Origin of the sequence: Pseudomonas sp. JZ134 (assembly GCF_051027695.1) — a bacterium.
Classification (GTDB): Bacteria; Pseudomonadota; Gammaproteobacteria; order Pseudomonadales; family Pseudomonadaceae; genus Chryseomonas; species Chryseomonas luteola.
This window is the reverse complement of record NZ_CP069250.1, coordinates 311,863-336,952: the sequence shown is the minus strand read 5'-3', so window position 1 is coordinate 336,952 and position 25,090 is coordinate 311,863. Positions and strand designations below refer to the sequence as shown.

General features: G+C 57.4%; 20 protein-coding genes. 8 read left to right on the top strand and 12 right to left on the bottom strand.

The window, feature by feature from the left end; genetic code table 11:
- Positions 1-8: 8 nt before the first annotated feature.
- Positions 9-1,172 carry an acyl-CoA dehydrogenase family protein gene (locus tag JQR86_RS01500; protein WP_434154190.1) on the bottom strand — a complete coding sequence of 388 codons (1,164 nt, stop codon included), beginning with the start codon at positions 1,170-1,172 and terminating at the stop codon, positions 9-11.
- 263 nt (positions 1,173-1,435) lie between these two features.
- Between JQR86_RS01500 and JQR86_RS01495 the strand changes: the two genes are divergently transcribed.
- Complete coding sequence (locus JQR86_RS01495; protein ID WP_150348537.1) at positions 1,436-2,509, top strand: saccharopine dehydrogenase family protein; 1,074 nt, start codon at positions 1,436-1,438, stop codon at positions 2,507-2,509.
- Positions 2,510-2,533: 24 nt separating this feature from the next.
- Here the strand turns inward: JQR86_RS01495 and JQR86_RS01490 are convergent, their stop codons facing one another.
- The 3 genes from JQR86_RS01490 to JQR86_RS01480 all read right to left on the bottom strand — a co-directional run bounded on the left by JQR86_RS01490 (position 2,534) and on the right by JQR86_RS01480 (position 5,777).
- A complete protein-coding gene (locus tag JQR86_RS01490; protein ID WP_150348536.1) occupies positions 2,534-2,989 on the bottom strand; it encodes an Lrp/AsnC family transcriptional regulator in 456 nt (151 codons plus the stop codon).
- A 586-nt stretch (positions 2,990-3,575) separates the two neighbouring features.
- On the bottom strand, positions 3,576-4,529 hold the full coding sequence (locus JQR86_RS01485) for a DMT family transporter (protein ID WP_150348535.1): 954 nt from the start codon (positions 4,527-4,529) through the stop codon (positions 3,576-3,578).
- A 15-nt stretch (positions 4,530-4,544) separates the two neighbouring features.
- Positions 4,545-5,777: a tetratricopeptide repeat protein gene (locus JQR86_RS01480; RefSeq protein WP_150348534.1), complete on the bottom strand. Its 1,233-nt coding sequence runs from the start codon at positions 5,775-5,777 to the stop codon at positions 4,545-4,547.
- Between the two features lie 270 nt (positions 5,778-6,047).
- Here JQR86_RS01480 and JQR86_RS01475 point away from each other — a divergent pair, with 270 nt between their 5' ends.
- Both JQR86_RS01475 and JQR86_RS01470 read left to right on the top strand, forming a co-directional pair.
- Positions 6,048-6,950 (top strand): LysR family transcriptional regulator, encoded by a 903-nt coding sequence (locus JQR86_RS01475; protein ID WP_010796055.1) that lies wholly within the window; start codon positions 6,048-6,050, stop codon positions 6,948-6,950.
- Positions 6,951-7,166: 216 nt separating this feature from the next.
- Positions 7,167-8,507, top strand: coding sequence for a leucine-rich repeat-containing protein kinase family protein (locus JQR86_RS01470; protein WP_434154189.1), 1,341 nt, complete (start codon positions 7,167-7,169; stop codon positions 8,505-8,507).
- Positions 8,508-8,563: 56 nt separating this feature from the next.
- On the opposite strand, the gene JQR86_RS01465 is transcribed toward JQR86_RS01470, so the two are convergent.
- The 5 genes from JQR86_RS01465 to JQR86_RS01445 all read right to left on the bottom strand — a co-directional run bounded on the left by JQR86_RS01465 (position 8,564) and on the right by JQR86_RS01445 (position 14,221).
- Positions 8,564-10,192, bottom strand: a complete 1,629-nt coding sequence (locus JQR86_RS01465; protein ID WP_434154188.1) for a methyl-accepting chemotaxis protein — start codon at positions 10,190-10,192, stop codon at positions 8,564-8,566.
- Between the two features lie 91 nt (positions 10,193-10,283).
- Positions 10,284-11,114, bottom strand: a complete 831-nt coding sequence (locus JQR86_RS01460) for an amidohydrolase family protein (RefSeq protein WP_434154187.1) — start codon at positions 11,112-11,114, stop codon at positions 10,284-10,286.
- Positions 11,115-11,262: 148 nt separating this feature from the next.
- On the bottom strand, positions 11,263-11,859 hold the full coding sequence (locus JQR86_RS01455; protein ID WP_434154185.1) for an OmpA family protein: 597 nt from the start codon (positions 11,857-11,859) through the stop codon (positions 11,263-11,265).
- The gene (locus JQR86_RS01450) at positions 11,852-12,301 is read right to left on the bottom strand and encodes a FecR family protein (protein WP_010796060.1); all 450 of its coding nucleotides are present in this window, start codon (positions 12,299-12,301) and stop codon (positions 11,852-11,854) included. The genes JQR86_RS01455 and JQR86_RS01450 overlap by 8 nt, the downstream gene beginning before the upstream one ends.
- A gap of 201 nt (positions 12,302-12,502) precedes the next feature.
- Positions 12,503-14,221: an OPT family oligopeptide transporter gene (locus JQR86_RS01445; protein ID WP_312271959.1), complete on the bottom strand. Its 1,719-nt coding sequence runs from the start codon at positions 14,219-14,221 to the stop codon at positions 12,503-12,505.
- Positions 14,222-14,565: 344 nt separating this feature from the next.
- Between JQR86_RS01445 and JQR86_RS01440 the strand changes: the two genes are divergently transcribed.
- From JQR86_RS01440 to JQR86_RS01425, 4 genes are all read left to right on the top strand, one after another.
- A complete protein-coding gene (locus tag JQR86_RS01440; RefSeq protein WP_286789249.1) occupies positions 14,566-15,084 on the top strand; it encodes a sigma-70 family RNA polymerase sigma factor in 519 nt (172 codons plus the stop codon).
- On the top strand, positions 15,081-16,034 hold the full coding sequence (locus JQR86_RS01435; protein ID WP_434154184.1) for a FecR domain-containing protein: 954 nt from the start codon (positions 15,081-15,083) through the stop codon (positions 16,032-16,034). The genes JQR86_RS01440 and JQR86_RS01435 overlap by 4 nt, the downstream gene beginning before the upstream one ends.
- A gap of 140 nt (positions 16,035-16,174) precedes the next feature.
- Entirely contained in the window at positions 16,175-18,586 is a 2,412-nt protein-coding gene (locus JQR86_RS01430) for a TonB-dependent siderophore receptor (protein ID WP_434154183.1), read from the top strand.
- A 170-nt stretch (positions 18,587-18,756) separates the two neighbouring features.
- Positions 18,757-19,380 carry a glutathione S-transferase gene (locus tag JQR86_RS01425; RefSeq protein ID WP_019365482.1) on the top strand — a complete coding sequence of 208 codons (624 nt, stop codon included), beginning with the start codon at positions 18,757-18,759 and terminating at the stop codon, positions 19,378-19,380.
- Between the two features lie 39 nt (positions 19,381-19,419).
- Here JQR86_RS01425 and JQR86_RS01420 read toward each other — a convergent pair whose 3' ends face one another.
- Together JQR86_RS01420 and JQR86_RS01415 are read right to left on the bottom strand one after the other, a co-directional pair.
- Positions 19,420-19,932: an ATP-dependent zinc protease family protein gene (locus JQR86_RS01420; RefSeq protein ID WP_010796066.1), complete on the bottom strand. Its 513-nt coding sequence runs from the start codon at positions 19,930-19,932 to the stop codon at positions 19,420-19,422.
- Between the two features lie 49 nt (positions 19,933-19,981).
- On the bottom strand, positions 19,982-21,154 hold the full coding sequence (locus JQR86_RS01415) for an HD-GYP domain-containing protein (RefSeq protein ID WP_434154182.1): 1,173 nt from the start codon (positions 21,152-21,154) through the stop codon (positions 19,982-19,984).
- A gap of 126 nt (positions 21,155-21,280) precedes the next feature.
- Here JQR86_RS01415 and JQR86_RS01410 point away from each other — a divergent pair, with 126 nt between their 5' ends.
- Positions 21,281-22,177, top strand: a complete 897-nt coding sequence (locus tag JQR86_RS01410) for an acyltransferase (RefSeq protein ID WP_434154181.1) — start codon at positions 21,281-21,283, stop codon at positions 22,175-22,177.
- A 60-nt stretch (positions 22,178-22,237) separates the two neighbouring features.
- On the opposite strand, the gene JQR86_RS01405 is transcribed toward JQR86_RS01410, so the two are convergent.
- Complete coding sequence (locus tag JQR86_RS01405; RefSeq protein WP_407362491.1) at positions 22,238-24,913, bottom strand: beta-glucosidase; 2,676 nt, start codon at positions 24,911-24,913, stop codon at positions 22,238-22,240.
- Positions 24,914-25,090: the final 177 nt, after the last annotated feature.

Sequence of the window (25,090 nt, the reverse complement as noted above, 5' to 3'; positions counted from 1 at the left end):
ACAGGTACTCAAAGCAAGGGAAGACCGAGCAGACTTCTGCCCGTCCATAATTTCAAAAGATCCGTCGTGGGTGACATGACATGGCTGGCGCGGGCGTCACGGAGCATCTGAGACACTCGGCTGTTCTCCCGATAAGCCGCGCCGCCGCAGATGGTCATCGCTTCGTTAGCCAGCATAACAGCGGTATCACCTGCATCCGCCTTGCAGGCCAGGATGAAAGGCAGGGCATTCGGGTCTCCCAGATCGCCTAATCGGGCCGCCTCGCGAACCAGTGATCGAGTCTTTTCCAAAGCAATCCACATGCTGCCATAGCGACTCTGCAAGGTTTCGATATCACGCAGCGTTTCACCCGAATGCGCATAACTGCGCGTACGCAAGTGCTCACCGGCCGCATCCAACGCGGATTGAGCGATACCCAGATAGGTACCCGCCATGGCCATCAGAAAAAACGGGGCAACCACTTCAAAGACGTACCACACCTGATCACCTGGCTCACCCAGAAGATTTCTGGCAGGCACACGCACGTTGTTCAACCCTAACGCTCGAGAAGAATTGCCACGCATTCCAAAACCGTTCCAGGGCTCCTGCCACTCCAGGCCTTGCGCAGTGCTGTCCACAATCAAACAGCTGAAATCGCCTTCCTCGTTATCTTCCTCGCTTGTCACTGTAGAAACTACGTACGAATCGGCATGACCACCATTGGTGACAAACTGCTTAATGCCATTCACAACAAACTCATCGCCAACCGTGGCGATCTGAGTTGCAGGCAGATAAAAATGAGCGCCTGAGCCACTTTCAGACAGCGCTAAGGTTGTGAGGTGACGACCGGCAGCAATCGCCTCCAGATAATGCTCTTTCTGATATGGAGTGGCTTTGGCCGCAATGACAGCGGTCCCGACACAGTGCATACCAAAACAAAGCGCAGAAGAAGGACACGCTTTACCAATGGTTTCAGTAATCACGCTTAAGGCCAGTAGTCCCTGACCGTGGCCACCCTGGGCCACAGGAACCTGGAGGCCCATGAGGCCAGCTTCGGACAAGGCGTCTATCGAATGAGCAGGCCACAAGCAATTCTGGTCCACCTGACTCGCAAGCGGAGCAATAGCCTGATCAACAACCTCTTCAACGGTTGATTTCAGTGCGGTGAGCTTAGACGACAAATGATAATCCATCGCTTGTATCACCTTCAAAAGAGACAAGTAGCCATCATGCCTGAATTCAAGCCTCAGCGATCACTACTTCATACTGAGTAATAAGTGATGAGATAGTGCCCTAGTGGCCACCCTGCCCCCTCTTATGCTTGAAAACAGACGCTTCGTTATCCATTTCGTCGAAACGACGAAAAAGCCCCTTCATAAAAGACGCTTTGCGCCTTATGGCCAACAGCACGCCTCCCTAAGCTGATGCCATCTCCACACAACAACAAGGAATGGTCATGAACATCACGCTTCTCGGGGCTGGCCATATTGGCTACACCATCAGTCAACTGCTGCAGGACTCCGGGGATTACCGGGTGATCGTGGCTGACCGTGATCCTAACGCCCTGGCGCGGCTGGCCGCGCTGGGCATCGAAACACGGGAAGTGAGCCCGGACGGCAATGACCTGGAGCAGGTACTTGAAGGCAGCGACGCAGTACTCAACGCCCTGCCCTACCACATGGCCATTCCGGTAGCCCGTGCCGCCAAGGCCACAGGCACCCATTATTTTGACCTGACCGAAGACGTCCATGCTACCAAGACGATCCGTGATCTGGCAGAGGACTCATCCACAGCCTTCATGCCGCAGTGTGGCCTGGCTCCTGGCTTTATCGGCATTGCAGCGCATACCCTGGCATCGCGCTTCGACAGCGTGCGCGAGGTGAAGATGCGCGTAGGTGCATTGCCCGAGTTTCCCACCAACTCACTCAAGTACAACCTGACCTGGAGCGTGGACGGGCTGATCAACGAATACTGCCACCCCTGTGAGGCGGTTCGTCACGGTACGCTGAACCTTGTGCAGCCACTGGAAGGCTTGGAGCATTTCTCGCTGGACGGCGTGGAATACGAGGCCTTCAACACCTCGGGTGGCCTGGGCACGCTTTGTGAAACCTGGAGCGGCCGCGTTGAAACCCTGGATTACAAGACTGTTCGCTATCCAGGGCATCGGGACCTGATGAAGTTCCTGCTTGAAGAGCTGCGCCTGGCCGGTGATCAGGAAACGCTCAAGCGCATCATGCGCGACTCAGTGCCCACTACCATGCAAGACGTGGTGCTGGTGTTCGTAACGGTAAATGGCATGCGCGACGGCAAACTGGTGCAGGAGGTATTCAGCCGCAAGATTTTCGCTGCCGAGCAACGCGGCAAGCTGACCAGTGCCATTCAGATCACCACAGCGGCCGGTATCTGTACCGCACTGGATCTGTTCCGCGAGAAGAAACTGCCGCAGTCAGGCTTTATCCGCCAGGAAGAAATCGACCTGAACGTCTTTTTAAGCAACCGCTTCGGCCGCGTTTACGGCGAACCGGCCTAAGCCTCTGCCGCCATGGGCCGTCGGCTACCGGGACGGCTCACTGCGGCGGTCGATCTTGCGGGTCAGAATGATGGAGGTCTGAGTCTGCTTGACTCCATCAATGGCGCCGATCCGATCGAGCAGCTCATCGAGCTGCTCATGCCGTTCACAGCAGATAAAGGCCAGGTAATCGAACGCGCCGCTCACGGCCGACACCTCCTCTACTTCCGGCATCGACGCCAGTGCCTTGATCACCTGCGCCGCGCTCCGGGGCAATACGCTAATGCTGCAATAAGCCCTGACTGCGCCCGCCTCCACCGAAGCACCCAGACGTACGCCATACCCTGTAATCACACCTTCGCGCTCAAGCCGGGCGAGCCGTGAGACAACCGTTGTCCTCGCCAGATTGAGCTTGCGGGCCAGCGTGGCCGTAGATTCGCGGGCGTTGGCCTGAAGCAGACGGATCAGTTGCCAATCGGTAGCATCGACTTTCGGATACATGAAGAACACGCGCCAGGGTTCGGAAAAGCGGAGCCTAGGAGGCTCTGCAGCCAGCGTCAATGCCCGGCTCCGCTTAACCCGGGTCTTATACTCTGCGCCTCTTCGCGACCCGGCCACCGAATGGTTGTCAGCGGCTCGCCCAGCAATAGACGATCACCCAGATGCCCAGGCCGGTGCCAGGTAAACCACATCATTACGCGAGCCGCCGCTACCAGCGCCGCGCTGCCGCCAGAGCACCAGCAAGACAACCAGCTCAGTCCCCACAGGGACCGCCAATGATTAAAACGGCTTCGGGTGCAAACGGCTTAGTCATCCTCTTAGCTCTTGGCGACAATGACCGGGATGCCCATGACCTCAGGCACGTCCTAGTCGACTTACCACGCAGGGGCACGAGCAAGGCTGGTGCCAGAAAGGTGAAAAATACCGTAAAGGAGGGATGCAGACATGCGCCAGGGGTAGGCAACACCGCACCAGATACATGCAGCTATGCATTTAAAAAATGGCAGCCTTCCTTGGCTACCCAACGTCCGGACTGAGCGCAGGTAAGAGGTGGAGCTCTCTACCTGCGCTCGTTAAGCGCGCCGGATCACGCGGTACGGCTTACGCCGAGAGAAATCGTCTTGGGAGGTTTGTTGCAGTAGTAGATACCCAGCAGAACCAGACCCCCGCCCACAATCATCAACGGTGTGAGCTGCTCGCCCAGAATCACCACGCCCATCAGGACAGCGGACACCGGATTCAGGGCGATGAAGACACCCGACTGGGTAGCCCCGATCCGCTTGATGCCGTCGTAGTACCAGATATACGCCAATGCCGAGCCAATCACGCCCAGATAAGCCAAGCTGAAGCACTGAGCCTTGGTCAGGCTGGCAACAACGCCCCAGTTCAGATCACCCGTGCCGATCGACACACATAGCAGCAGTACCGTCCCGCACAATACCGAGAAGGTCACGGTATGCAGCGGGCCGATCTCGCGAACCAGAGGCCGCGAAAACACGCTGTAGATCACCCAGCTGACCACACAGCCAAAGATCACAAGATTACCCAACCAGCTACCGCCTGCGGCTTCAAGCACCGAGGCGTCTTTGCTGACGATGACCGTTGCGGCGCCCAGGATGCAGGCCGCAATGCCACCGGTCTTGACCAGCCCCAGCCGCTCGCGATCAACAAAGAAGGTCGTCAACGCAATCATGGCTGGATTCAGTGCCACAATCAGTGAGGCCTGTGAGGCGCTGATCAGGTGCAACCCGTAAAAAAAGCACAGGTTGTACGTGAAGATGCCAAAGAACCCGAGCCAGAAAAGATGAATCACCTGTTTCACGCTGAGCCTGACAAACAGGCGTCGGGTGACTGCCAGCACAAGCACCAGGGTGAGGCTGGCCAGCAGAAAGCGCAGGCCGGCAGATGCCAGCGGCGGCACCCCAGCCGACAGGTAACGCCCAGCCACGAAGGTTCCACCCCAGATCACCGAGACCGCCGTCAGTTTCATGTACACCAGGAGCTTGTCATCTGGCTGCGCCAGGGCTGTTGCGTCCGACATTCAAATCACCTTTGCCTACATCAACATCAGTCGCTCAAGCTCGGCTTGAGACTGTACGTGGGCCTTGCAGAAGTTCAGGGTCAGGTCGAGCAGCTCCCGTTGCGCACGACTGCCGCCCAGGCTCGTCCATTGATGCCGACTGGCGGCAAGAAGGTAGTAACACTCTTCGTAGTGGCCTCGGGCAAACAGGGCAATGGCCCGAATGATGTCCAGCCCGGCGAGATGCGCATCAGGCTCGATACCAAAGCCGTCACTCTCGGCCATCATTTTCTCGATAAGCAGAGGCTGGTTGGCGCCGGCAAAGGCAAAGGCTGCGTGCATATTGTGAAAATGAGAGGTCGAGGTGGCGATGCTGCCAGACCAGAGAATGGCCAGCTCCTTCCAGACCTCATCGAACTCATGGCTGTTGACATCCTCAAGCTTGAAGCGCCAGAGAAAGCCCACCGCATCCAGATCCTGCTTGGAAAAGCGGTCGTTCTTGAGCGCATAGAACTCCAGAAACGCCATCTTTGCCGCCGCGTGATTGCCCAGCTGCTTGTAGGTAATCGCAAGATGCCAGTACACGTGCATACGCATGCCCGGGTTGCGAATCCACTCTTCCTTGGAGTCTTCCAGGAAGTCACGCAGCTCTACCCACATACCCTTTTCGTGCAAGGCATGAGCAACGGCGTGGATGCCGTAAATATTCGCGGAGCAGTACCGCACGGACTCCAACCCCGTCGCCAGCGACTCATCGAATAGCCCGCATTCGCACAGCACGAATGACTTGATCGACAGGTAGAACGAGTACAGCGGATGCGATTCCTCCATGTACTCATCACACAAGGCAAACAGCGGCTTCAACTCGGCGGTTCGGCCGGTGCAGAAGTCCAGCATGTGAATAAAGAAGAGCGCCTGCACATCCGTGGGATACGCGTGAAGGTGCGCCTGAAAGAGCGAGCGTGCCCCAACGTAGTCGAATTCGACCCATTTGCGGAAGGCGCGCACCACATTGACCAGCTCGGCAGGCATATCCTCCGAGATCGCATTGAGGTAACGGGCAAACTTGTAGATGTCCTTGAGTTCGCAGCCGGTAATGGCATCAAAGCCTTTGAGCAGCGAACGAAAGATGGCCTGGGTAGGCTCTTGGGCAATGACCGCCTCGGGCACGCCTTTGAGCGACAGGAACGGCACGTTGATTTCGGGCCATATGGACGAACAGCCGTCGGTTAGCAGACAGCCATTGAAACACCTGACATTAGCACTCATACCCGCCCCTCTATATCCCTATGCCGAGTAAGAAAAAGCTCTGGATAGCGTTAACCGGATAGCACCTGCTGTTGTCGCTCTTATCGTGCGTGGTGTCGGCTGCCGGTGCGTTACAGGGCAAGCCGTCGTTCTATCCAAAGCGCCTATAACCCCATCAGGCAGTGCGCAGGACATGTTGTCGTTGTGGGTAGGTCCTGAACGATGCGTATAATTCCACTAATCCTTACTCATAGAAAAATGAGTATTTACTCATGAGGCCAGCGAGGCGCCATGACCTTTACCCAGCTTGAAATCTTTGTGCTTGTGGCAGAGCTGAAAGGCTTCACGTCGGCAGCTTCGCGGCTGTCCATCACTCAGTCGGCGGTGTCCCATGCGATCAAGGCGCTGGAGGCCGAGCTGGGTGTCGAGCTGATCAACCGGCACCAGTCGGCCCTGGAGCTTACTGCAGTAGGTGAGCGCCTCGTACTACGTGCCCGTGGCATTCTCGGGCTGGCCGAAACGATGCGGCAGGAGGCTGGCGATGCGCGCGGCATGAAGCGAGGCACGCTGCGCATCGGCTCCTTCGGCCCGACCTCTTCGGTCAAACTGCTGCCTGTCATTCTGGATGCCTATCGCCAGGCCTATCCGGGCATCGAGGTGCATATCGACGAAGGTCGGGACCGGGAGGTGGTCCAGTGGCTGCAGGATCGTCGTATCGACATCGGCTTTGTCGTCCTGCCCGATGAGCGCTTCGACACCTTCCCCATTGCCGAAGATCAGATGGTCGCCCTGGTGCCCATTCACCACGCACTGGCCAGCAAAGCTGACGTCACGCTCAAGGAGCTTTGTCCCGATCCGTTCATCATGACCGAGGCCGGGTCGGCACACCTGGTAGCGCACATGTTCAATGCCGCCAAGCTGGTCCCCAATACGCGCTACCACAGCACCCAGCTGCTCAGCACCTTGTCCATGGTCGAACGGGGCGATGGCGTGACCATCCTGGCGGAACTGGCGCTACCGGCGGAACGCGGCCACGAGGGCTACGTGAAAAAGCCCCTGCGACCACGGGTCAAGCGCAGTGTCGGATTGGCCCTGCTCGATGAGCGCCAGGCGTCGCCCGCCACTCAGGCCTTTATCAAGATTGCCCAGAAACTCAAGCGCCAGGGCCTGCTTCGGTTTAATGCAGACGCCTGAACTGCCCTACAGGCATGCTCAAGTGTCTGTAGGCGCTCGATACAACCGCGCAGCGAATCACCATCACATTTTCGCGGCTCACCCTGAACCAAATGACATTTGGCGCCTCTGTTTGAGCCACTTACTTAACCGGCCCAGCCCAAAGGCGCTGGGATGCACAGTGACGCTCCGTGCACTGTGCCAAAATAGCTCATACCTCAGGATTGGAAGACCGTCATGGATACACTTTCGGATTTGCGAGCTGGCAAGCTGGCCGGCGCGACACGACTGGACCTGTCGTGCGGACTCACGGAATTTCCCCGCGAGATCTTCGAACTGGCCGACTCCCTGGAGATTCTCAACCTCTCCGGCAACCAGCTCAGCCACTTGCCGAATGATCTGGGACGGTTCAAGAAACTGCGTATCCTGTTCTGCTCCGACAACCCGTTCACGCATCTGCCCGAAGTGCTGAGTGAATGCCCTCAGCTGAGCATGGTGGGCTTCAAGGCCAATCAGATCCGCCATGTGCCGGCAGCAGCGCTGTCACCTTCGCTACGCTGGCTGATTCTGACGAATAACCAGATCGAAACCCTGCCCGACTCATTGGGTCAGTGCAGCGGCATGCAAAAGCTTATGCTGGCAGGCAATCGCCTGCAGGCGCTTCCAGAAACCATGACCGACTGTCATAAGCTGGAACTGCTCCGTATTTCCTCCAACCGCTTTGCCGCCCTGCCGGACTGGCTGTTGTCGCTGCCGCGGCTGACCTGGCTTGCCTACGCCGACAATCCTCTGAGCGAGGCACGCGAAGCGGCCAACGTTTCTCCCAGCGCACCCATCAACCGGATCGACTGGAAGGACCTTGCACTCCAGCACAAGCTGGGCGAAGGCGCCTCGGGCCTCATCTACCAGGCGGATTGGAAACAGCCTTCCGGCCCCTCAAAGACCGTGGCGGTCAAGCTGTTCAAGGGCAGCATGACCAGCGACGGTACACCGCAAAGCGAAATGGCTGCCTCGATTGCTGTAGGCGCTCACCCGAACGTGATCGACGTAGAGGGCAAGCTAGTCAACCATCCTGATGGTACGGATGGCCTCGTTATGCAATTGATTGATCCACACTTCCAGAACCTGGCCGGCCCGCCCAGCTTTGCTACCTGCACCCGTGACGTTTACCCTGCCGAGACACGCTTCTCACTGCGGGTAGCACTGCGTATGGCCCAAGGCATTGCCTCGGCCACCGAGCACCTGCATGAGCACGGTATCGTGCATGGCGACCTGTACGCCCACAATATTCTCTGGACTGAACAGGGCGATGTGCTGCTGGGTGACTTTGGCGGCGCGTCCTTCCTGCCCACCGATAACCCGACGCAACAGAAGGCTTTGGAGCGCCTTGAAACCCGGGCGTTTGGCTGCCTGTTGGAAGAGCTGCTGGAGCGCTGTGAGCCTGCCGCGGGCGAAGAAGCGACCCATGCGGCGCTGTCAGACCTGCTCGCGAGTTGCCTGAGCACAGAAGTAATGTCCCGTCCAAGCCTGAGCGAGGTTCACGCGCAGCTGGCAGCACCCCAACAGCACCTGAATTAAGCAGAGAAAAGCCCTTCGCCGGTTAGGCAGGAAGGGCTTTGTACACCGGTTGGCCTTTACAGCCGGAACTGCTGCGCCAATCCATTAAGCGATACCGCCAGTTGCGACAAGTCATTCGAAGCAGCTGCCGTTTGATGGGCGCCAGAGCCTGTCTGCATGGACAGATCGCGAATGCTGACCAGGCTGCGGTCCACTTCCCGCGCCACCTGTGCCTGCTCTTCAGAAGCCGTGGCGATCAGGAGGTTGCGCTCGTTGATCTCGGCAATGGAGCTGTTGATCGTGGTCAGCGCCTCGCCTGCCGCGCGGGCAATGTCCAGGGTTCCGTGAGCGCGGCTGCTGCTCTGGGCCATGGACTGCACGGCTTTGTCCGTACCCGCCTGAATCGAGCCGATCATGCTCTCGATTTCACGGGTAGACTCCTGCGTCCGATGGGCCAAACCACGCACCTCATCGGCCACCACCGCAAACCCACGCCCGGCATCCCCCGCACGCGCCGCCTCGATGGCAGCATTGAGTGCCAGCAGGTTGGTCTGCTCTGCTACTCCACGGATCACGTCCAGCACCTTGCTGATATCCTGTGTCATGACGGCCAGACCCTGAACCTCTCCAGCCGTCGCTTCCACGCTGTCGTACAGCTCGTTGATGGCCTCGAGCGTTTGGGACACCTTCAGTTGCCCGGTCGTGGCCGCCTGGCTGGAACTCAACGCCGCCTCGGACGCTGACGCCGCGTTGCGAGCGACCTCATCTACCGCGGCGCTCATCTGATTGACCGCCGTAGCCGCCTGTTCGATTTCATCATTCTGGCGCATCACGCCACGGGTCGTTTCCTCAGTGACCGCGGACATCTCCTCGGAAGTCGACGCCAGCTGAGCCGACGAATCACTGATATGACCCAGTGTTTCACGCAGGTTCGACTGCATCACGGCCAATGCCTTGAGCAGGCGGGCCGGTTCATCGTTACCATGGCTCTCAATCGCAACACTGAAATCCCGGTTGGCAATGCGCTGGGCAACCTGCAGGGACTGATGAATCGGTGCGACCAGGCTGTGCGTGAGTCGCCAGGCGAGCAGTACGGTAGCCAGCAATGCGGCCACTACGATGATAGCTGTCATCATCCGGGTGCTGCTGTACACGTCATCGGCATGCAGCCCTGCATTGCTGGCCTTTACATCAGCTTCCTGTTTGAGCGTGGTGATAGCGTTCTTGACCGCCTCAGCGGCGGCAAACATCTCACCGCTGGAAAGCGCCACGGCCTCCGTCAGCTTGCCGTTGGTCAACAGATCCAGATAGCGCTGATGGATACTGAGGTAATCGCTCAGGCCTTTGGAGAGCGCATTGAACGTGTCATGGCCTGCCTTGGTCACGATCACCTTGCCGAGTTGATCGACGTAACCCAGCAGCTCCGTACGGGCGATCTGGATATCCTTCAGGGCATCAGCCTTCTTGGATGCAGGATCGCTTTCCACACGCAGCCGGGAGTTATCCAGACGAATGCGCATCAGGGTCGTATCGATCTGGCCGAGCACCTTGAGCGTTGGCAGGACATTGAGTTCGACCATTTTTTCCGCTTCATTCATCGAAGCGGATTGTTTGAGTGAATAGACGCCTTGAAAGAGGATAAGCAAGGCAAAGAGCGCAAAACAGATCGCGGAGCGCGGCGCGATATTCAATGAACGAAAGCCCATAAAGCACCTGAAATAGATTGTTACTATTGGGCTTATCGCTGCATTGACGGGCAACTTTAATTACCCGGCTAGCCATTAGTCGGACAATCAACTACCACTTGAAACCAAACAATCTGCGAGGTGTGTCCCAGAGCACTTGCCGCCTTGCACCCGGACTTGGGATCAGATTCTCGATCAGCTTGAGGAGCAGTCCGTAGTCGATTCGCTCCGGTGAATTCAGAAAAGGCCAGTCCGATCCCCACAGGCAGGCCTCGGGGCCGAAGGTTTCAAGGAGCGCCTGGACGTAGGAATGGGTATCAACGTAGGGATAGGCCTCGGCGGAAAACTGCGAAAGCCCTGATAGCTTGACGTACACACGTCCAGTTCCTGCCAGCGACAGCAGGCTCTGGAATCCGGGTTGCGCGATGCCTGCCGTCACATCAGGTCTGCCACAATGATCAATGATGAGCCGGGTGCGGGTGCGCTCGATCAATGGCATCAGTTCGCTTAGCTGCGCCTTTTCGACGTGCAGCTGGGCCAGCATCTCCAGCTCAGCCAACTGATTGAATAGCTCTTCCGCTTTCAGGCAGGCCGACACACCATTCGTGACCACATCGAGCAGGACGCCTGCTACACCGGCCTCCTTGAGCCGCTTGAGCTCACGGGTACTCGTGCGAGGCCCGACTACGGCAATGCCCTTCCAGCGACCAAATCCCAGGGCAAGCCCATCGAGCAGGCAGCGGTTGTTCTCGCCATAAATGGCCGGTGGCGTGACTACAACGGCGTGACGTACGCCATAGGCATTGAAGACATGCTGGAGCTGCGTCGAGGTCCCTACCTCCTGAGCGACGGGGGTATACACAGCATTATCGGCAATGGGAAAACGGGCGGGTTCTAGCAGGTGGGTATGGCAGTCGATCTTATACTCGCCGTAAATGCTCACTGCGGCTCCTTTTCGGTGGCGTGGCGTGCGGTCTGATAAGTCAAGGGTGGAGGCAGGATAGTCTACCGGGAAGCATTACCCGTCAGGCCGGCCGTACTCGTATAGCTAAGACTGACGAACCCTCAAGCGGTTCAGGACGGGAAGACGGTCATCGGATGATGACTTCTACCCGGCGATTGCGCAGCTCTGCTGTATTAGGCGGCGTTTGGATCAGCAGGTTCTCCTCGCCATGGGAGGCGACTGTCAGGTCCAGCAAGTCGAGATGCCGGGCCTGCAACTGGCGGGCAATCAGCTGGGCACGCTGCAAACCCACCTTTTCATTGATCGAGGCACTGCCCAGGGTATCGGTATGCCCGATAATGGAGACGGCCGCAGGCGTGCGTTTACGCAGCGTATCGACAATGCGCTGCAGCGTGTCCTGTGACTCATCAGTGAGCCGGTTGCTGGCACCCTCAAAATACAGCGTGTAATACACCGGAAGCGTCGGCTGGGCTGCCAGCGCGGGGGTAAAGTCCATCAGAATCTGCTTGGGCGGCAGGGTAAAGGTCCGCCCCGGCGCCTCCTTGTCGAGGCTGACAGCCTGCTGGGTTCTGTCGATCTGGGTCGTGCCTGTGGGCGTCGTGACCGTGACATCTCGCGTCTGGCCATAAGGGCTATCCACCAGCACCACATAGGACTTGGAACTACACCCCGCCAGCCACACGGCCAACAACAACCACACAGTTTGGCGAAACGCTTTACTCATGGTCGACCTTGGCCATGAACTGGGCGCTGCGTGAGGCAATGGTTCCGTGAGGCGTGAGAATCTCGACTGCCTCGGGCTTGAGCCTGGCAATGCTCCCCGCCACGTAATTCAATGTGCCTTGCTTGAGTCTTGCAGCCAGCTTCAAGGCCCCCTTGGCTGGAGCAAACGCAAAAGCCTCAAGCGTGAATGTCGATTGCGGCCCGAACGACATAACAGACCCATCCTCGAGCGTAATCCCGAAGGAGCCATCGTCTCCGGCCTCGAAGGTACTACCGACATTCACCGGCGTGCCCACCTTGATCGCGACAGGTTTTCCCTTGAGTGTGGTGGTCACGCTGCCCTGTACGGTCATGACATAACCTACCGGCCTGGGCGCGCCGTGGGCAGGCCATGCCGCCAAAAGGCCCGAAAGGCAGAGAACGAGCCACGCATTCTTGTTCATGAGCGTTGACCTTGAAGTCCGTATCGCACCACGCCTGGCCCTGGCGTCCTTTCTCTGCTCCGTTTCCCTGAGCGTTCCGTGCAATCGCTGTATACATACCGATAACCGTTACGTTAGTTCAAAACGTGCGGGCCATCGGACTAAAAATGCGATGCAGTCCAAACTGCCAGATACTGACTCTCCTCCAGTGCCCGACAGGTATTACAGGTTGTGCAGCAGCTGCCAGAGCGAGGCGCCAATGCCCGTAATGCTTTCCCCTGCAATCAGGCCTGCTGCCGCTGCAATGGCAAACCGCTCGGTTAGCCCGCGCCAGCGCAGTCCGGCAGCCCAGGTCAGGATTGCGCCCAAGGCCATCATCAAGGAAATCGAAGCCGGCAGAATAAACGCCAACCCCAACGCCGCGGCACTGGGCAGGTAACGCGCCAGCCGATCCTTTGCGCAGGCATCCAATACGCCCAGGGCCACGCCTGCAACGGCAGCTATCAGCATGGCCCACTGAATGCTGGCAGAAAGTGAGTCCAGGCCCGAGGTCAGCGTCTGCGCCACGGCTTTCCAGGTCGCCACGGCCGGAGCAGGCCACTCCTGCGTAAGCAACATGGTTTGCGGATCTGGAATAAGCGTCTGGTAGACCAGCACCCCGACCACACTGCCTATTGCAATCCCCAGGCATTGAGCGATCACCTGCTTGGTGGGAGTCGCCCCGATGGCATGGCCTACCTTGAAGTCATTCATCAGGTCCGTGCATTGTCCGGCTGCGCCACCGGCCGTGTTGGCACTCATCAGGTTGATGGGCACCTGCCCCGGCGCCACGATGCCAAAGCTCAGCTGCGACAGCTGCCCGATGGCACCGATTGGAGGAATACCGGTTGCTCCCACGACACGTGCCGCCACAGCTGCCAGGCACAGCGCCAGCGGAATGGTCAGCAAGGCCATGAACCAATCAATGCCAAACAGGGCCGCCTGTAGCACGATGATCAATCCGATGGCTGACGCCAGACCTGCCAGCGGGCCGGGTTTTGGCCGCTGCCAGACAGTGGAGGTCTCTGCCGAGCGGGATTTCCCCAACGTTCTTACCTGCAGTACACGCAAGGCCAGAGACGACAAGGTCGAAGTCACCATGATCGTCACCCCAGGCCACACCAGCCATTCCACCAGCGTTGCGAACTGCGGCCCCTCGCTGCCAGGCGCAAGCTCTACCAACCCGTGCGCCAGCAGCCACGGCGCTATGCCACCCCAGGCCAAGGCCGCGCCCAGAAGGAGCGTCAACCCGACGCGCAGCCCGATGATGCCGCCAAACCCGACCAGTAGCAGCGACGGATCGAAGGTAAAGGTCAGTCGCTCCAGATGCGCCGTGGGCGACCAGCGAGGAAAGGTCCAGTAAAACGTATCGACAGCTTTGACCAGTCCGGAGAACACGGCCGTTCCAAACAGCACCCACAGGCGCCGCATGGCTTCCTGTCCGTGGGTATAGATATGGGTCATGGTTTCCAGCGTGGCCATGCCTTCAGGAAACTTGAGATTGCCATCGGTAATCAGTGATGGCCTTAAATACCAGGCGATCCATATGCCCAGAAAGCTGACCGAAAAGACCCAGGCCATCATCGGAACGGCATCCAGCTGCTCACCGGTCAGCAGTGTGTAGGCTGGAATCGGCGCTACCAGTCCACCTGAAATAATGGACGCCGCCGCCGAGGCGACGGTCTGGTTGATATTGCTCTCATGCAATGTCCAGGCAGGCCAGTGCCGGTTACGGACCAGCAGCCCCTGCCAGAAGCCAAAGCCCACCAGCAGCGCGATGATCGACATGTTGAATGACCAGCCGATCTTGAGCCCGGCATAGACATTGGAGGGAGTTAGCACGATGCCTAACACCAGGCCGGTCAAGACAGCGCGCAGGCTCAGCTCGCGCTCTACCTTCATGGGCCCTCCCCGGCAGGCGCTGCTCGCTGATCGATGCATAAAAAGGAGCTATCAACAGGAGGAAAATTCAAAGCAATCACACCAGATCCTTATTGTATTGGGTGGGGTGTGCAGCACTTTGTCCCTCGGAATCGCCAAAGCGCTCAAAACAACGACCATTAAAAACCGGTCAAGGTCCCTACCCGCTCCCAAATTGGCCGTCATGAGCGCCTTGTATATGAATTGCTCACTTAAATTGTCCTGTTCAAGGCAAGATCCGTGCTTTTCGCTGGTCTTTACCGCGGCTCGCCTGATCTTTAGAATACGTGAGAACGGTTCTCATTTTTCCATTTGCGGAAATGTTCATGACGACGGGCGAAATAAAGGCAGCTCCTGGGTTGAACGTGCTGTACCGTGACCACAGCGACTGGCTGACAGGCTGGCTGCGCAGGCAGACAGGGTGTAGCCAGCGGGCTGAAGACCTGCGGCAGGACACCTTCGTACGGCTGCTGACCAAGCCTGAACTGCCTGCCATGCGTGAGCCGCGGGCTTTTCTGACTCAGATTGCCAAAGGCCTCCTGATTGATCATTACCGCCGCGCCAGCCTTGAGCGCAGCTATCTTGAGGCTCTATCCACACTGGCAGACGAGCATTACCCCTCCGCTGAAGCCCTGGCTTCGATTATCGAGGCCTTGGCGGAGCTTGATCGCCTGCTCGGCAAACTTTCCAGCAAGGCTCGAGCGGCCTTTCTATATAATCGCCTCGACGGCTTGACCCACTCTGAAATTGCCGAGCGCCTGGGCGTATCGGTTCCACGGGTTCGCCAATATATTGCTCAAGGGCTACGGCAATGCTATGTGGCCCTCTACGGGGAACCTGTGTGAATGTAAGACCTGTGAGCCGTCAGGTTCTGGATCAGGCGATAGACTGGCAAGTACGCCTGGAAATGGGAGAAACCAGCCAGGAGCAGCTAAACGCCCTGCAGACCTGGCTTGCCGAGCATGCTGAACACCGCCGTGCCTGGGAGCAGCTGAATGGCATCAACCAACGCCTGCGCATTGCAGAACAACCCGCTGCGCGAAATGCTCTGTTGCAGCCCTCTGCCAACGGGCGTCGGCGCCTGGGTCGCAGCACGTTAGTCATTGCCCTTGCGGGCCTTCTGAGCCTTATTGCGGTAAACCGTTATGTACCGGTGCGTTACGCCCTGGCTGATAACGTAACCGCCACGGGGGAACAGCGCACACTGATGCTGCCTGATCACACCCGCATCGTGCTGGCGGGTCGTAGTGCCTTGAATGTTCGCTTCGATGAGCAGGAGCGCCGGGTAATTCTTCTGGCGGGAGAAGCCTTTATCGAAACCGGGCACGACACCGCCAGTCGTCCGTTCATCATAGAAACCCAGGCCGGACGAATGCGGGCGCTGGGTACGCGTTTTCTCGTGGAAGAGGAATCACGCGGCTCGCGTTTGACGGTCCTGCAATCGGCTGTGGCGGCACAGCCGCGCTTTGGCCTTGGCGAGGCGGTCATTCCTCAAGGCGAGCAGGTCCTCATGATGGCGGACCGGCTGGATGAGCTCAAAGATGCACCAGCCAATGCCGATGCCTGGACTCACGGCATGCTGGTGGTCGATAACCAACCCCTGAGCGATGTCGTGTCGGCATTGAGTCACGAGCGCACCGGACTCATCACCCTTGATCCGGCCATTGCCACGTTACGGGTAACGGGCACCTTCCCTCTGCACGATGCTGACCAAGCTCTGCGTGCCCTCGCCCTCAATACACCGATACGAATCGAGCAACACACGCGCTGGTGGTTGGCCGTTAAACCCCGTTAACCAACGGGGTTTCAGCACGACACGCTTGTTTTCTGCGTTTTTCTATCTTCGTTATTCAAAAATATTCCAAGACGGCTCTATCACTTTGCCATTCTCATTCGGCAATGAAACGAATTCGCATTCGCCTCTTGGAGAGAGCCATGTCGTCGCTGTTCCGTCCTTCCTTGCTTGCCGCTGCACTTGTTTTAGGCCATGTCACGTTAGTCCACGCCCAGACGACCACCGCTGAGCGCACCTACCAACTCCCCGCTGCGCCTCTGGCCAGCACGCTGAACCGTATCGCCAGCGAAGCGGGTCTGACCCTGAGCCTTGACCCTTCGGTGGCCTCCGGGCGTACGTCGAATCCGGTCAATGGCCGCTACGCAGCGACCGAGGCCCTGCGCGAGGCCCTGCAGGGAACCGGGCTTGAGCTGACCGAACGCGAACCCGGCGTCTACACCGTACGCGTATTGCCAGCAACGGGCGACACCTTGAGCATGGCATCAACCACCATTACCGCCGGTGAGCTGGAAAATGCCTGGGGCCCCGCAGAGGGTTATGTGGCAACCCGCTCTGCTTCCGGCACCAAGACCGATACGCCAATCCTGGAAACGGCTCGCTCCATGTCGGTTGCCACCCGCGAGCAGATGCGCGACCGCGCCGTGCATAACATTGATGATGCCGTACGTTATATGCCTGGCATCGTAGCCAGCAGCTACGGCAGTGATACCCGGGCCGACTGGCTGAGGGTACGGGGCTTTGAGCCGACCCGATTCCTGGACGGGCTGCGCCTGCCGGACGGCGTCTATGTCGACCCCAAGCCTGAAACCTGGAACCTTGAACGCCTGACCCTCCTGCGCGGCCCCGCGTCCTCCATCTATGGGCAGACGCCGCCCGGTGGCCTGATAGACATGGTCAGTTTGCGTCCCCAGGCTGAAACCAGTCATGAGGTGCGTGCCGAAGTTGGCAGTGACAACCATCGACAGATCAACTTTGATACCACAGGCGCTCTGGATGAAAACGCCAACGTGCTCTACCGCGTGAGCGGTGTAGTCCGCGACAGCGATACGCAGATCGATCATATCGAAAACAAGCGCTACAACATCGCCCCCAGCCTGACCTGGAATATCGATGACGACACGCACCTGACGCTCCTGTCGCAGTACACGCGCGACGATACAGGCGCGACTAGCCAGTTCCTCCCCCTCCAAGGCACCAAGATTGATGGCCCGTGGGGCAAGGTTTCTCATCATAAGAATCTGGGCGATCCGGATTGGGAATACTATGACCGCACCTATTACTCGCTAGGCTACGCGTTCGATCATCGTATCAACGATGTGTGGCAGTTCCGTCAAAACGCACGGTATACCAAGAGCGACTTAGAGTTTCAGACAATTACAGCTGGCGGCTCCGCTACTGCAGTCAGCCCTGACGGCACCGTACAACGCAGCACAACCTCAACTGATGAAGACATCAGCCAATTCGCTATCGACAATAATTTCCAGGCAGACTTCAATACTGGCGACTTGCAGCATACCTTATTGCTAGGTCTGGATTATCAGCGTTCGAATACAAACTACACGTCGATTTTTGGCTCAGCGCCTGCGAGCAACATCCATAACCCAATTTATGGCTTACCTATAGAGCGCCCCGCGCGGTCAAACGCCTGGTATGACTACAACCAGAAAATCCACCAGACAGGCCTTTATGCTCAGGATCAGATTGCTCTTGATCGCTGGCGCCTCACCTTGGGCGGACGTAAAGACTGGGTTACTACTGACACCGAGTTTTACAATGCCTTAGCAAACGGTGCCCACCCTAAAGATCGTGATTCAGCTTTTACTGGGAACGTATCCCTCAGTTATGTCTTCGACTCTGGCTTGGCTCCTTACATCTCTTACTCAGAGTCCTTCCAACCAAGCAGCGGTGCCGACGTCAGTGCTACGCAATCATTCAAGCCTACCGAGGGCAAACAATATGAAGTTGGTGTGAAATACCAACCAGCAGGTACCAACACACTGCTAACTGCTGCGGTATATGACCTTACGCAAAAGAACGTTCAGGTTACTAACTACAACGAAGACGGTAATCCCATTACAAGTCAGACAGGCGAAGTCAAAGTCCGAGGCGTAGAGCTTGAGGCAACCTCAGACCTTACCCAAAACATCAAGATGATCGCCTCTTATTCCTACACTGATACGGAGGTTCAGGATGGACAGTACAAAGGCAACCGCCTGCAGCTCATCCCTAAACACCAAGCCTCGCTCTGGGCCGACTACACATGGCATACAGGCGTACTAGACGGCTTCGGTATTGGTGCAGGTGTCCGCTACGTAGGTGATACCTATGGCGACCAAGCCAATACCTGGCTGGGCCATGCCGGCTCCTACACCCTGTATGACGCTGCCGCACATTACGATCTAGGCCGCCTCGACAATCGTCTTAAGGGCGCTTCCGTAGGCGTGAATGCCACCAACCTGTTCAATAAGGACTATATTTCTACCTGTGATGGTTATTACTGCTACTACGGTGACCAGCGTAGCGTGATCGCCAACGTTACCTACAAGTGGTAATCGCATAATGTTGTGACAAAGCCGGTGCCAGGCCGGCTTTTGTCCATCAGAAAGGGACCTGATGATTCGACACTAGTAGCATTGAGCATGCATAAGGCTTGCATAACAACCCATGCATCGCGGACGATCACAGTTCAGCTTTTGTTAAGCTTTGATGAAGAGAGTGCGTGATGTCGATGATCCTCTATCACACCCCCGCATCCCCGTTCGGCCGCAAGGTCGTCGTGATGCTGCACGAGACCGACCTGATCGAGCAGGTTGAGCTGGAGATCGTCCAGCAGACGCCCCTCAATCCCAATCGTGATGTCATCGATGCCAACCCGTCAGGCAAGATTCCGGCGCTGCGCCTGGAAGATGGCACTACCCTGCATGACAGCCGCGTCATTCTGGATTACCTGGATACGCTGCATCAGCACACCCCCATGATTCCTCGGCAGGGTCCCGAGCGCTGGCGGCGAATGACACTGGCCTCCCTGGCCGATGCCATGACCGAATCGGCCGTACAGATCCGCTACGAGACGTTCATGCGGCCACCGGGCATGCAGTGGAAGCTATGGCTGGATAACCAGCATGAGAAGATTGCCCGTTCGCTGGATTACTTTGAACAGACAGCATTGCCCGAGCTTGAAGGCCACTTCGATATGGCCTGCATTGGACTGGCCTGCCTGCTGGGCTATCTGGACCTGCGTGTATCCAACTGGCACTGGCGCGGTGAGTATCCCAAGCTGGCGGCCTGGTACACCGAGGCGGATCAGCGTCCCTCGATGCAGGCAACCCGCCCCGAGGCACGCTAATCGTTTCCAGGCGCCAGTCTTGGCTGGCGCCTCCTAGCCTTAGCAGCGAGGCGATCCGGACACGTATTTTTCCCTGGGATCAACCGCGGCATCCAGCTTGCGCAAGGCCTTGGCTCCAATCAGCAGCGGATAGCGAAAGTGACTGCGGTCCGTCAGATTGACCTCGATGGTACGGGACACATCGCCTACACAGACTTCCATCTCGATGACCGGGCGTTGTGCACTGGACGGCGTATCATCCTCACCGTCTTCATCGCCCTCATCCGAGCGGCTTTTGATCTTGCTGATTCGCGCCAGACGGTGCTCGAATACCGTGTCATCCGCCTTCTCCGTCGCCAGACGGAAGCTGACCCACTGGTCTCCGTCACGCTCGAACGTCTTGATGTCCTTGGCCGACAGCGAGGCGGTCCAGGCCCCGGTATCCATCTTGGCCGGCAAGGATACACCCAGCTCAGGTAGACGGAATGTCTCGTAGCGGCCGTAGAGCGTCGGCTCGGCCGTCGCTAGCACAGGCAGGCTCAAAAGGCCCAGCAGGGATAAAAAACGTTTCACTCAATCACTCCGGCAGGATCACGGACAGAAGTCTCCCGCGCCAGGGCCGCTATGTCCACAACGTACTGAGATTATCGAATCCCCAAGCCTCGGGCGACTCACGTCCAATGATGCGGTCGTAGCCTTTCAGGCGTGGCAAATCGATCACTTCATGCCCGATCGGCTTCTTGTGCCTTGCGTCATAAAAGACCTTTACGGTCGGTGTCAGCAGTGACTTGGGGTTCTGCTCCACCACCACCGCAAGGCGCTCGCTTTCCAGCTTTACCAGCGAGCCGACCGGGTAAATGCCGACCGCTTTGACAAATGCCTGAAAGACATGCGGATCGAAGTGCCCTTTCCATTCAGCCATCCGTTTGACGGACTCGGCCGGGTCCCAGCCTCTTTTGTAAGGGCGATCCGACGTTACCGCGTCATACACATCACATACCGTGGCGATGCGGGACATCAGGCTGATCTGCTCACCAGACAGCTTATCCGGATAACCACTGCCATCGTATTTCTCATGATGATGCAGGCAGACATCGATGGCTGTCTCATCAGCTTGCCACGCTGTGAGAATGCGCTCCCCGGCCTTCGGATGACCCTGCATGATGATGAACTCTTCATCCGTCAGCTTGCCCGGCTTGTTGAGCACCTCCAGCGGCATCGTCATCTTGCCGACATCATGGAGCAAACCGGCCAGACCCGCCTGCCGTGCGGCCGTCTCACCCAGGCCAAGCGTTCGAGTAACGGCAATCATCAGCGCCGACACGGCCACCGAATGCAGATAGGTATATTCATCCGAGGTCTTGAGTCGCGCCAGGCTGATCAAAGCATTGGGATGGCGCAGCACCGAATTGGAGATTTCCTCGACCAGACTGGCAGCATCGCCCATCTCGACGACCTGCCCCATGCGTGCATCTTCCAACATGCCTTTGACGGCTGTCTTGGCGCTATCGCAGAGCACCTTGGCCCGCTTTATTTCTTCAGCCATCTCGACCTGAACGGCAACCCCGGCCCCATGCGCCTCCAGGGAGCACCCAACATGAGCCGGATCTACATCAGCCCCTTTGCTAACATCGATCCACAACCCGTCGATGTCGCTGTCCAGAATACGCTGCAACTCATTCGGCGAGCGAATGACGAAGTGCCCCTTCCAGAAGGGATGATCCACCCATGGTGCGCAAAATTCGCTCACATACATGCCCAGACGGGCCTGCGAAACGGGAATACGCTTAAGCATAATGAACAATTACAGCCGTTATCAGTGTCCTAGATAATCCATAGACGCCATTGCTGCCTAAGCGGCCCGGTAGAGGCTCAGAATGTTTATGGCGCTAACGAAAAGAATAGTACTCAGGGAGACTTCATGCGTCATCTGATCGTCGGACTGACTAGCGGCATTTTGCTCTTGATCAATACCCTCATTTTGATTGGCCCCTTGATGCTGGTTGCGCTGCTCAAGCTGCTCTGCACTTACAAGCCGTGGCGCGACGCCTGCTCGCGCGGGGTCATGACCATCGCCGAGACCTGGGCAGAAATCGACAAGGTCATCTTCGCGCTCTGCACCCCTACAGTCTGGGACATACGCGGTGCCGAGAACCTGCGTAAGGACCGCTCTTACCTGATCATCTCCAACCACCAATCCTGGGTCGATATTCCAGCTCTCGTGCAAACCTTCAATCGTCGGTCGCCCTACTTCAAATTCTTCCTGAAGAAGGAGCTGATCTGGGTCCCCTTCCTTGGACTGGCATTCTGGGCACTCGACTACCCGTTCATGAAGCGCTATTCGAAGGCCACGCTGGAAAAGCGCCCGGAACTCAAAGGGATCGACCTGGAAATCACGCGTAGGGCCTGCGAGAAATTTCGCGATCAGCCCGTTACGGTCGTGAATTACCTGGAGGGCACGCGGTTCACGCCAGCCAAACATGCCCAGCAGCAATCACCCTACCATCATCTACTCAAACCCAAGGCAGGTGGAATTGCCTTTGTACTAGCTTCACTGGGTAAGCAGCTCGATGCCATTCTGGATGTCACGATTCTCTATCCCGAAGGAAAACCGCCCGGCTTCTGGGCTTTGCTCAGTGGCCAAGTCAAGCGCGTCATTGTAGATATCCGCACTCTTCCTCTGGAGCCTTCACTGTGTGAGGGGGACTACCAGAATGATCCCGTTTTTCGTGAGCAGGTCCAGCAATGGGTCGGCGCATTATGGGCCGAGAAAGATCGGCGGATCGAAGCGCTGCAAAAAGAAATGCGCCAGGAATAATCCTGGCGCATCGGGAGAAACCGTACACAGGCACGGATCGAAATCCGCGCCCGGGCAGGTTTACTGCTTGGCGGCCTTGACCGTTACCGCCTTGATGTCGGCCTTCGACAGCGGGTTGCTGGTCGAATTGGACAATTCCTGGCGATACGGGTTGGTCAGGCTGGACGTCAGGCGGATATCGTTGGATGCCGCACCCACCGAGATCTTGAACGTATCAGCATCCACAACCCAGTTGTTGGTGGCTTCATTGAAGTAGGCCAACGAACGGTCGTTGAGCTGCAACGTGACACGCTTGGTCTCACCCGGATTCAGGAACACCTTGCCAAAACCCTTGAGCTCCTTGACCGGACGCGCCACCTGCGGCTTGTTCTGACCAATATAGAGCTGAGCGACTTCAGCACCCGCGCGCTGCCCCGTGTTGGTCACATCGAAGGACACCTTGATAGGCGCGTTACCCACTACCACCTTGGGCGTTACCTTGATGTTGGAATACTTGAAGCTGGTGTAGGACAGGCCATAACCAAACGGATACAGCGGCTTGATACCGCTCATCTCGTAGCCACGGTAGCCTACGTACAGACCTTCGCTGTAGGCCATACGGGTAATCTTGCCGGTGTTGTCGAACTCGGGGAAACCGGCATAGACGGGGTTATCCTGCAGTTTCTTCTCAATGCTGAACGGCATTTTCGCAGACGGGTTGACTACTCCGTACAGGATCTCCGCCAGTGCCTGGCCACCGTATTGACCTGGATAGAAGGCATGCAATGCGCCATCGACCTGGTCTATCCAGTCGGTCATGTTCAGACCGGTGCCGCCATGCATAACAACCACAGTTTTCGGGTTGACCTTGGCAACGTTCTGGATCAACTGGCTCTGGTACTCAGGCAGATCAAAGCCGTGGTCGAAACCTTCGCCTTCATACTCATTGCTGTTACCCACAGCCATGACAACCGCATCGTACTTGGAGAGGTCCTGCGGAGCGGCCAGCGAGGCCCAGCTCATCTGCACGCCCACCATGCCACCCATGGTTGAGATATAACCCTTGCGGCGGGAGTACTCGAGCTTGATGTCGTAGGACTTGCCCGCTTCCAGATTGACCTTGCCGTATACCGGAATGGTCGGCGGAATGCTGTTGTTGGGCAGTGGGTTGCCATCGCCATTGTCGATGATCTTTTGACCATTCACATACAGACGCACAGCGCCATCCGCACGAACCTTGAAGATCTGCTCGCCGGAGATGGTCGGCGTTACCGATCCGCTCCAGCGAACGGACGTATTCTGATCGTCGCCGGTAACGGGATAGTTCGCGCCGTTGGTGGTATTGGAAACATAGTCCACTGTTGTGGTCTTGTTGCCATTGGCCCAGTCCAGGTTCACATGCTGATCGATACGGGTGTCAGAAGGAGTACCGGACCAGTTGGCATTATTGAAGAACTCAGCCTTCAAACCTTTTTCGGTATTGCCGGAGGCATCGGTGGTCGTCCATTCGGCCGCATTTGGGTCCAGGGACAGCGAGTCGATGAAGTCGACCTTGGCGTTACCAGCCACTTGCTTCAGGCCACTCAACTCACTGACGAAATTGCGTGCATCGACATTGGCACTACCGAAACCGGTAGGCGGCGCGTACTTGGCCAAGTTGCCAATGACCGCAATGGACTTGACCTTGTCGCTGGACAGCGGCAACAAGTGATCCTTGTTCTTCAGCAGAACGATACCTTCACGAGCACCTTCCAGGGCTGCCTGCTGGCTGCTGGCACTGTCCATGTCCTTGGACGCGGCAGGAATGGCCTGGTCGAAGCGGTACGCATAAATCTGACGCAGGATACGGCGAACCTTGTCATTGATGGTCTCGGTCGAGAGCTTTCCTGCCTGGATATAGGGCGTCAGGATGGTGCTATTCATCTGATAGCCCATCATGTCCAGATCGGTACCGGCATCAGCCGCCAGATAGCCATGAACGACGGCGTTGTAGTCGCTCTGCATGAGACCTTTCCAGCCCCATTCCTTCTTGAGCACGCCGGTGATCAGATGCTGGTGCTCACAGCTGTAAACGCCATTGATCAACTGGAACGCGCACATCATCATCGCAACGTTGCCGTTCTTGGCAGCCGACTCGAAGGCGGGCAGGTACATTTCGCGCAAGGTACGCTCGCCGATCCGCTCGTCCAGTGTAAAGCGGTTGGTTTCCTGATCGTTCGCGACAAAATGCTTGGCGTTGGCCCAGACGCCCTGGGATTGAATACCGTTGATGACCGCAGGCGCCATCACCGCGCCCAAATAGGGATCTTCGCCGGAAAGGTATTCGAATGCACGGCCGCTATAGGGCGAGCGGTACAGGTTGGCACCCGGACCCGTTACGAACTGGTAGCCACCGGCACGCGTATCGTAACCCAGTGCTTCACCGAAGGACTTGGCGCGTTCGACGTTCCAGGTAGCAGCAAGGTTGGGACCCGCCGGGTAAACGATACCCTGGTTGTTGTCCTGACTGGTGTAGCGGATACCCACACCGCCATCCGCACCATGAATCTGGGGCAGACCAAATTTATCCAGCCCCTTGACATCCCAGGGGCCCGTTCCGCCAATCAGTGAAAGCTTCTCGGAAAGGGACATCTGTCCCAGCGTGTTCTCGACCTTCTTTTCAACCTGGGCAGGGTTTGCCTGGGTTACCGCATATGCTTGACCAACTGCCAGAGCCAAAGCCGTAAGCACAGCTCCCTGTAGCTTTATATTTCCCATTATTAATTAAGTCCTGCTTTTAAGTTAATAAAAACGAGTCACTTCGATATTGCCGAATATCAAGTTTTACTGACTTAACAGCGTCCCGCGTCCTGCGACAAATAACCTCAATACAATCAATTAAAGTTATTTGTACAAGTTGAGATTTTTTTGTTATGGGAGCAAACGAGAACAAAA

What these genes read in the sequence shown, in the direction of transcription:
- JQR86_RS01485 (WP_150348535.1), bottom strand. Translation starts at nt 4,529, where the DNA reads ATGTCGGACGCAACAGCCCTGGCGCAGCCAGATGACAAGCTCCTGGTG.
- JQR86_RS01475 (WP_010796055.1), top strand. Translation starts at nt 6,048, where the DNA reads ATGACCTTTACCCAGCTTGAAATCTTTGTGCTTGTGGCAGAGCTGAAA.
- JQR86_RS01455 (WP_434154185.1), bottom strand. Translation starts at nt 11,859, where the DNA reads ATGAGTAAAGCGTTTCGCCAAACTGTGTGGTTGTTGTTGGCCGTGTGG.
- JQR86_RS01495 (WP_150348537.1), top strand. Translation starts at nt 1,436, where the DNA reads ATGAACATCACGCTTCTCGGGGCTGGCCATATTGGCTACACCATCAGT.
- JQR86_RS01480 (WP_150348534.1), bottom strand. Translation starts at nt 5,777, where the DNA reads ATGAGTGCTAATGTCAGGTGTTTCAATGGCTGTCTGCTAACCGACGGC.
- JQR86_RS01440 (WP_286789249.1), top strand. Translation starts at nt 14,566, where the DNA reads ATGACGACGGGCGAAATAAAGGCAGCTCCTGGGTTGAACGTGCTGTAC.
- JQR86_RS01405 (WP_407362491.1), bottom strand. Translation starts at nt 24,913, where the DNA reads ATGGGAAATATAAAGCTACAGGGAGCTGTGCTTACGGCTTTGGCTCTG.
- JQR86_RS01450 (WP_010796060.1), bottom strand. Translation starts at nt 12,301, where the DNA reads ATGAACAAGAATGCGTGGCTCGTTCTCTGCCTTTCGGGCCTTTTGGCG.
- JQR86_RS01430 (WP_434154183.1), top strand. Translation starts at nt 16,175, where the DNA reads ATGTCGTCGCTGTTCCGTCCTTCCTTGCTTGCCGCTGCACTTGTTTTA.
- JQR86_RS01410 (WP_434154181.1), top strand. Translation starts at nt 21,281, where the DNA reads ATGCGTCATCTGATCGTCGGACTGACTAGCGGCATTTTGCTCTTGATC.
- JQR86_RS01415 (WP_434154182.1), bottom strand. Translation starts at nt 21,154, where the DNA reads ATGCTTAAGCGTATTCCCGTTTCGCAGGCCCGTCTGGGCATGTATGTG.
- JQR86_RS01500 (WP_434154190.1), bottom strand. Translation starts at nt 1,172, where the DNA reads ATGGATTATCATTTGTCGTCTAAGCTCACCGCACTGAAATCAACCGTT.
- JQR86_RS01425 (WP_019365482.1), top strand. Translation starts at nt 18,757, where the DNA reads ATGTCGATGATCCTCTATCACACCCCCGCATCCCCGTTCGGCCGCAAG.
- JQR86_RS01445 (WP_312271959.1), bottom strand. Translation starts at nt 14,221, where the DNA reads ATGAAGGTAGAGCGCGAGCTGAGCCTGCGCGCTGTCTTGACCGGCCTG.
- JQR86_RS01470 (WP_434154189.1), top strand. Translation starts at nt 7,167, where the DNA reads ATGGATACACTTTCGGATTTGCGAGCTGGCAAGCTGGCCGGCGCGACA.
- JQR86_RS01490 (WP_150348536.1), bottom strand. Translation starts at nt 2,989, where the DNA reads ATGTATCCGAAAGTCGATGCTACCGATTGGCAACTGATCCGTCTGCTT.
- JQR86_RS01465 (WP_434154188.1), bottom strand. Translation starts at nt 10,192, where the DNA reads ATGGGCTTTCGTTCATTGAATATCGCGCCGCGCTCCGCGATCTGTTTT.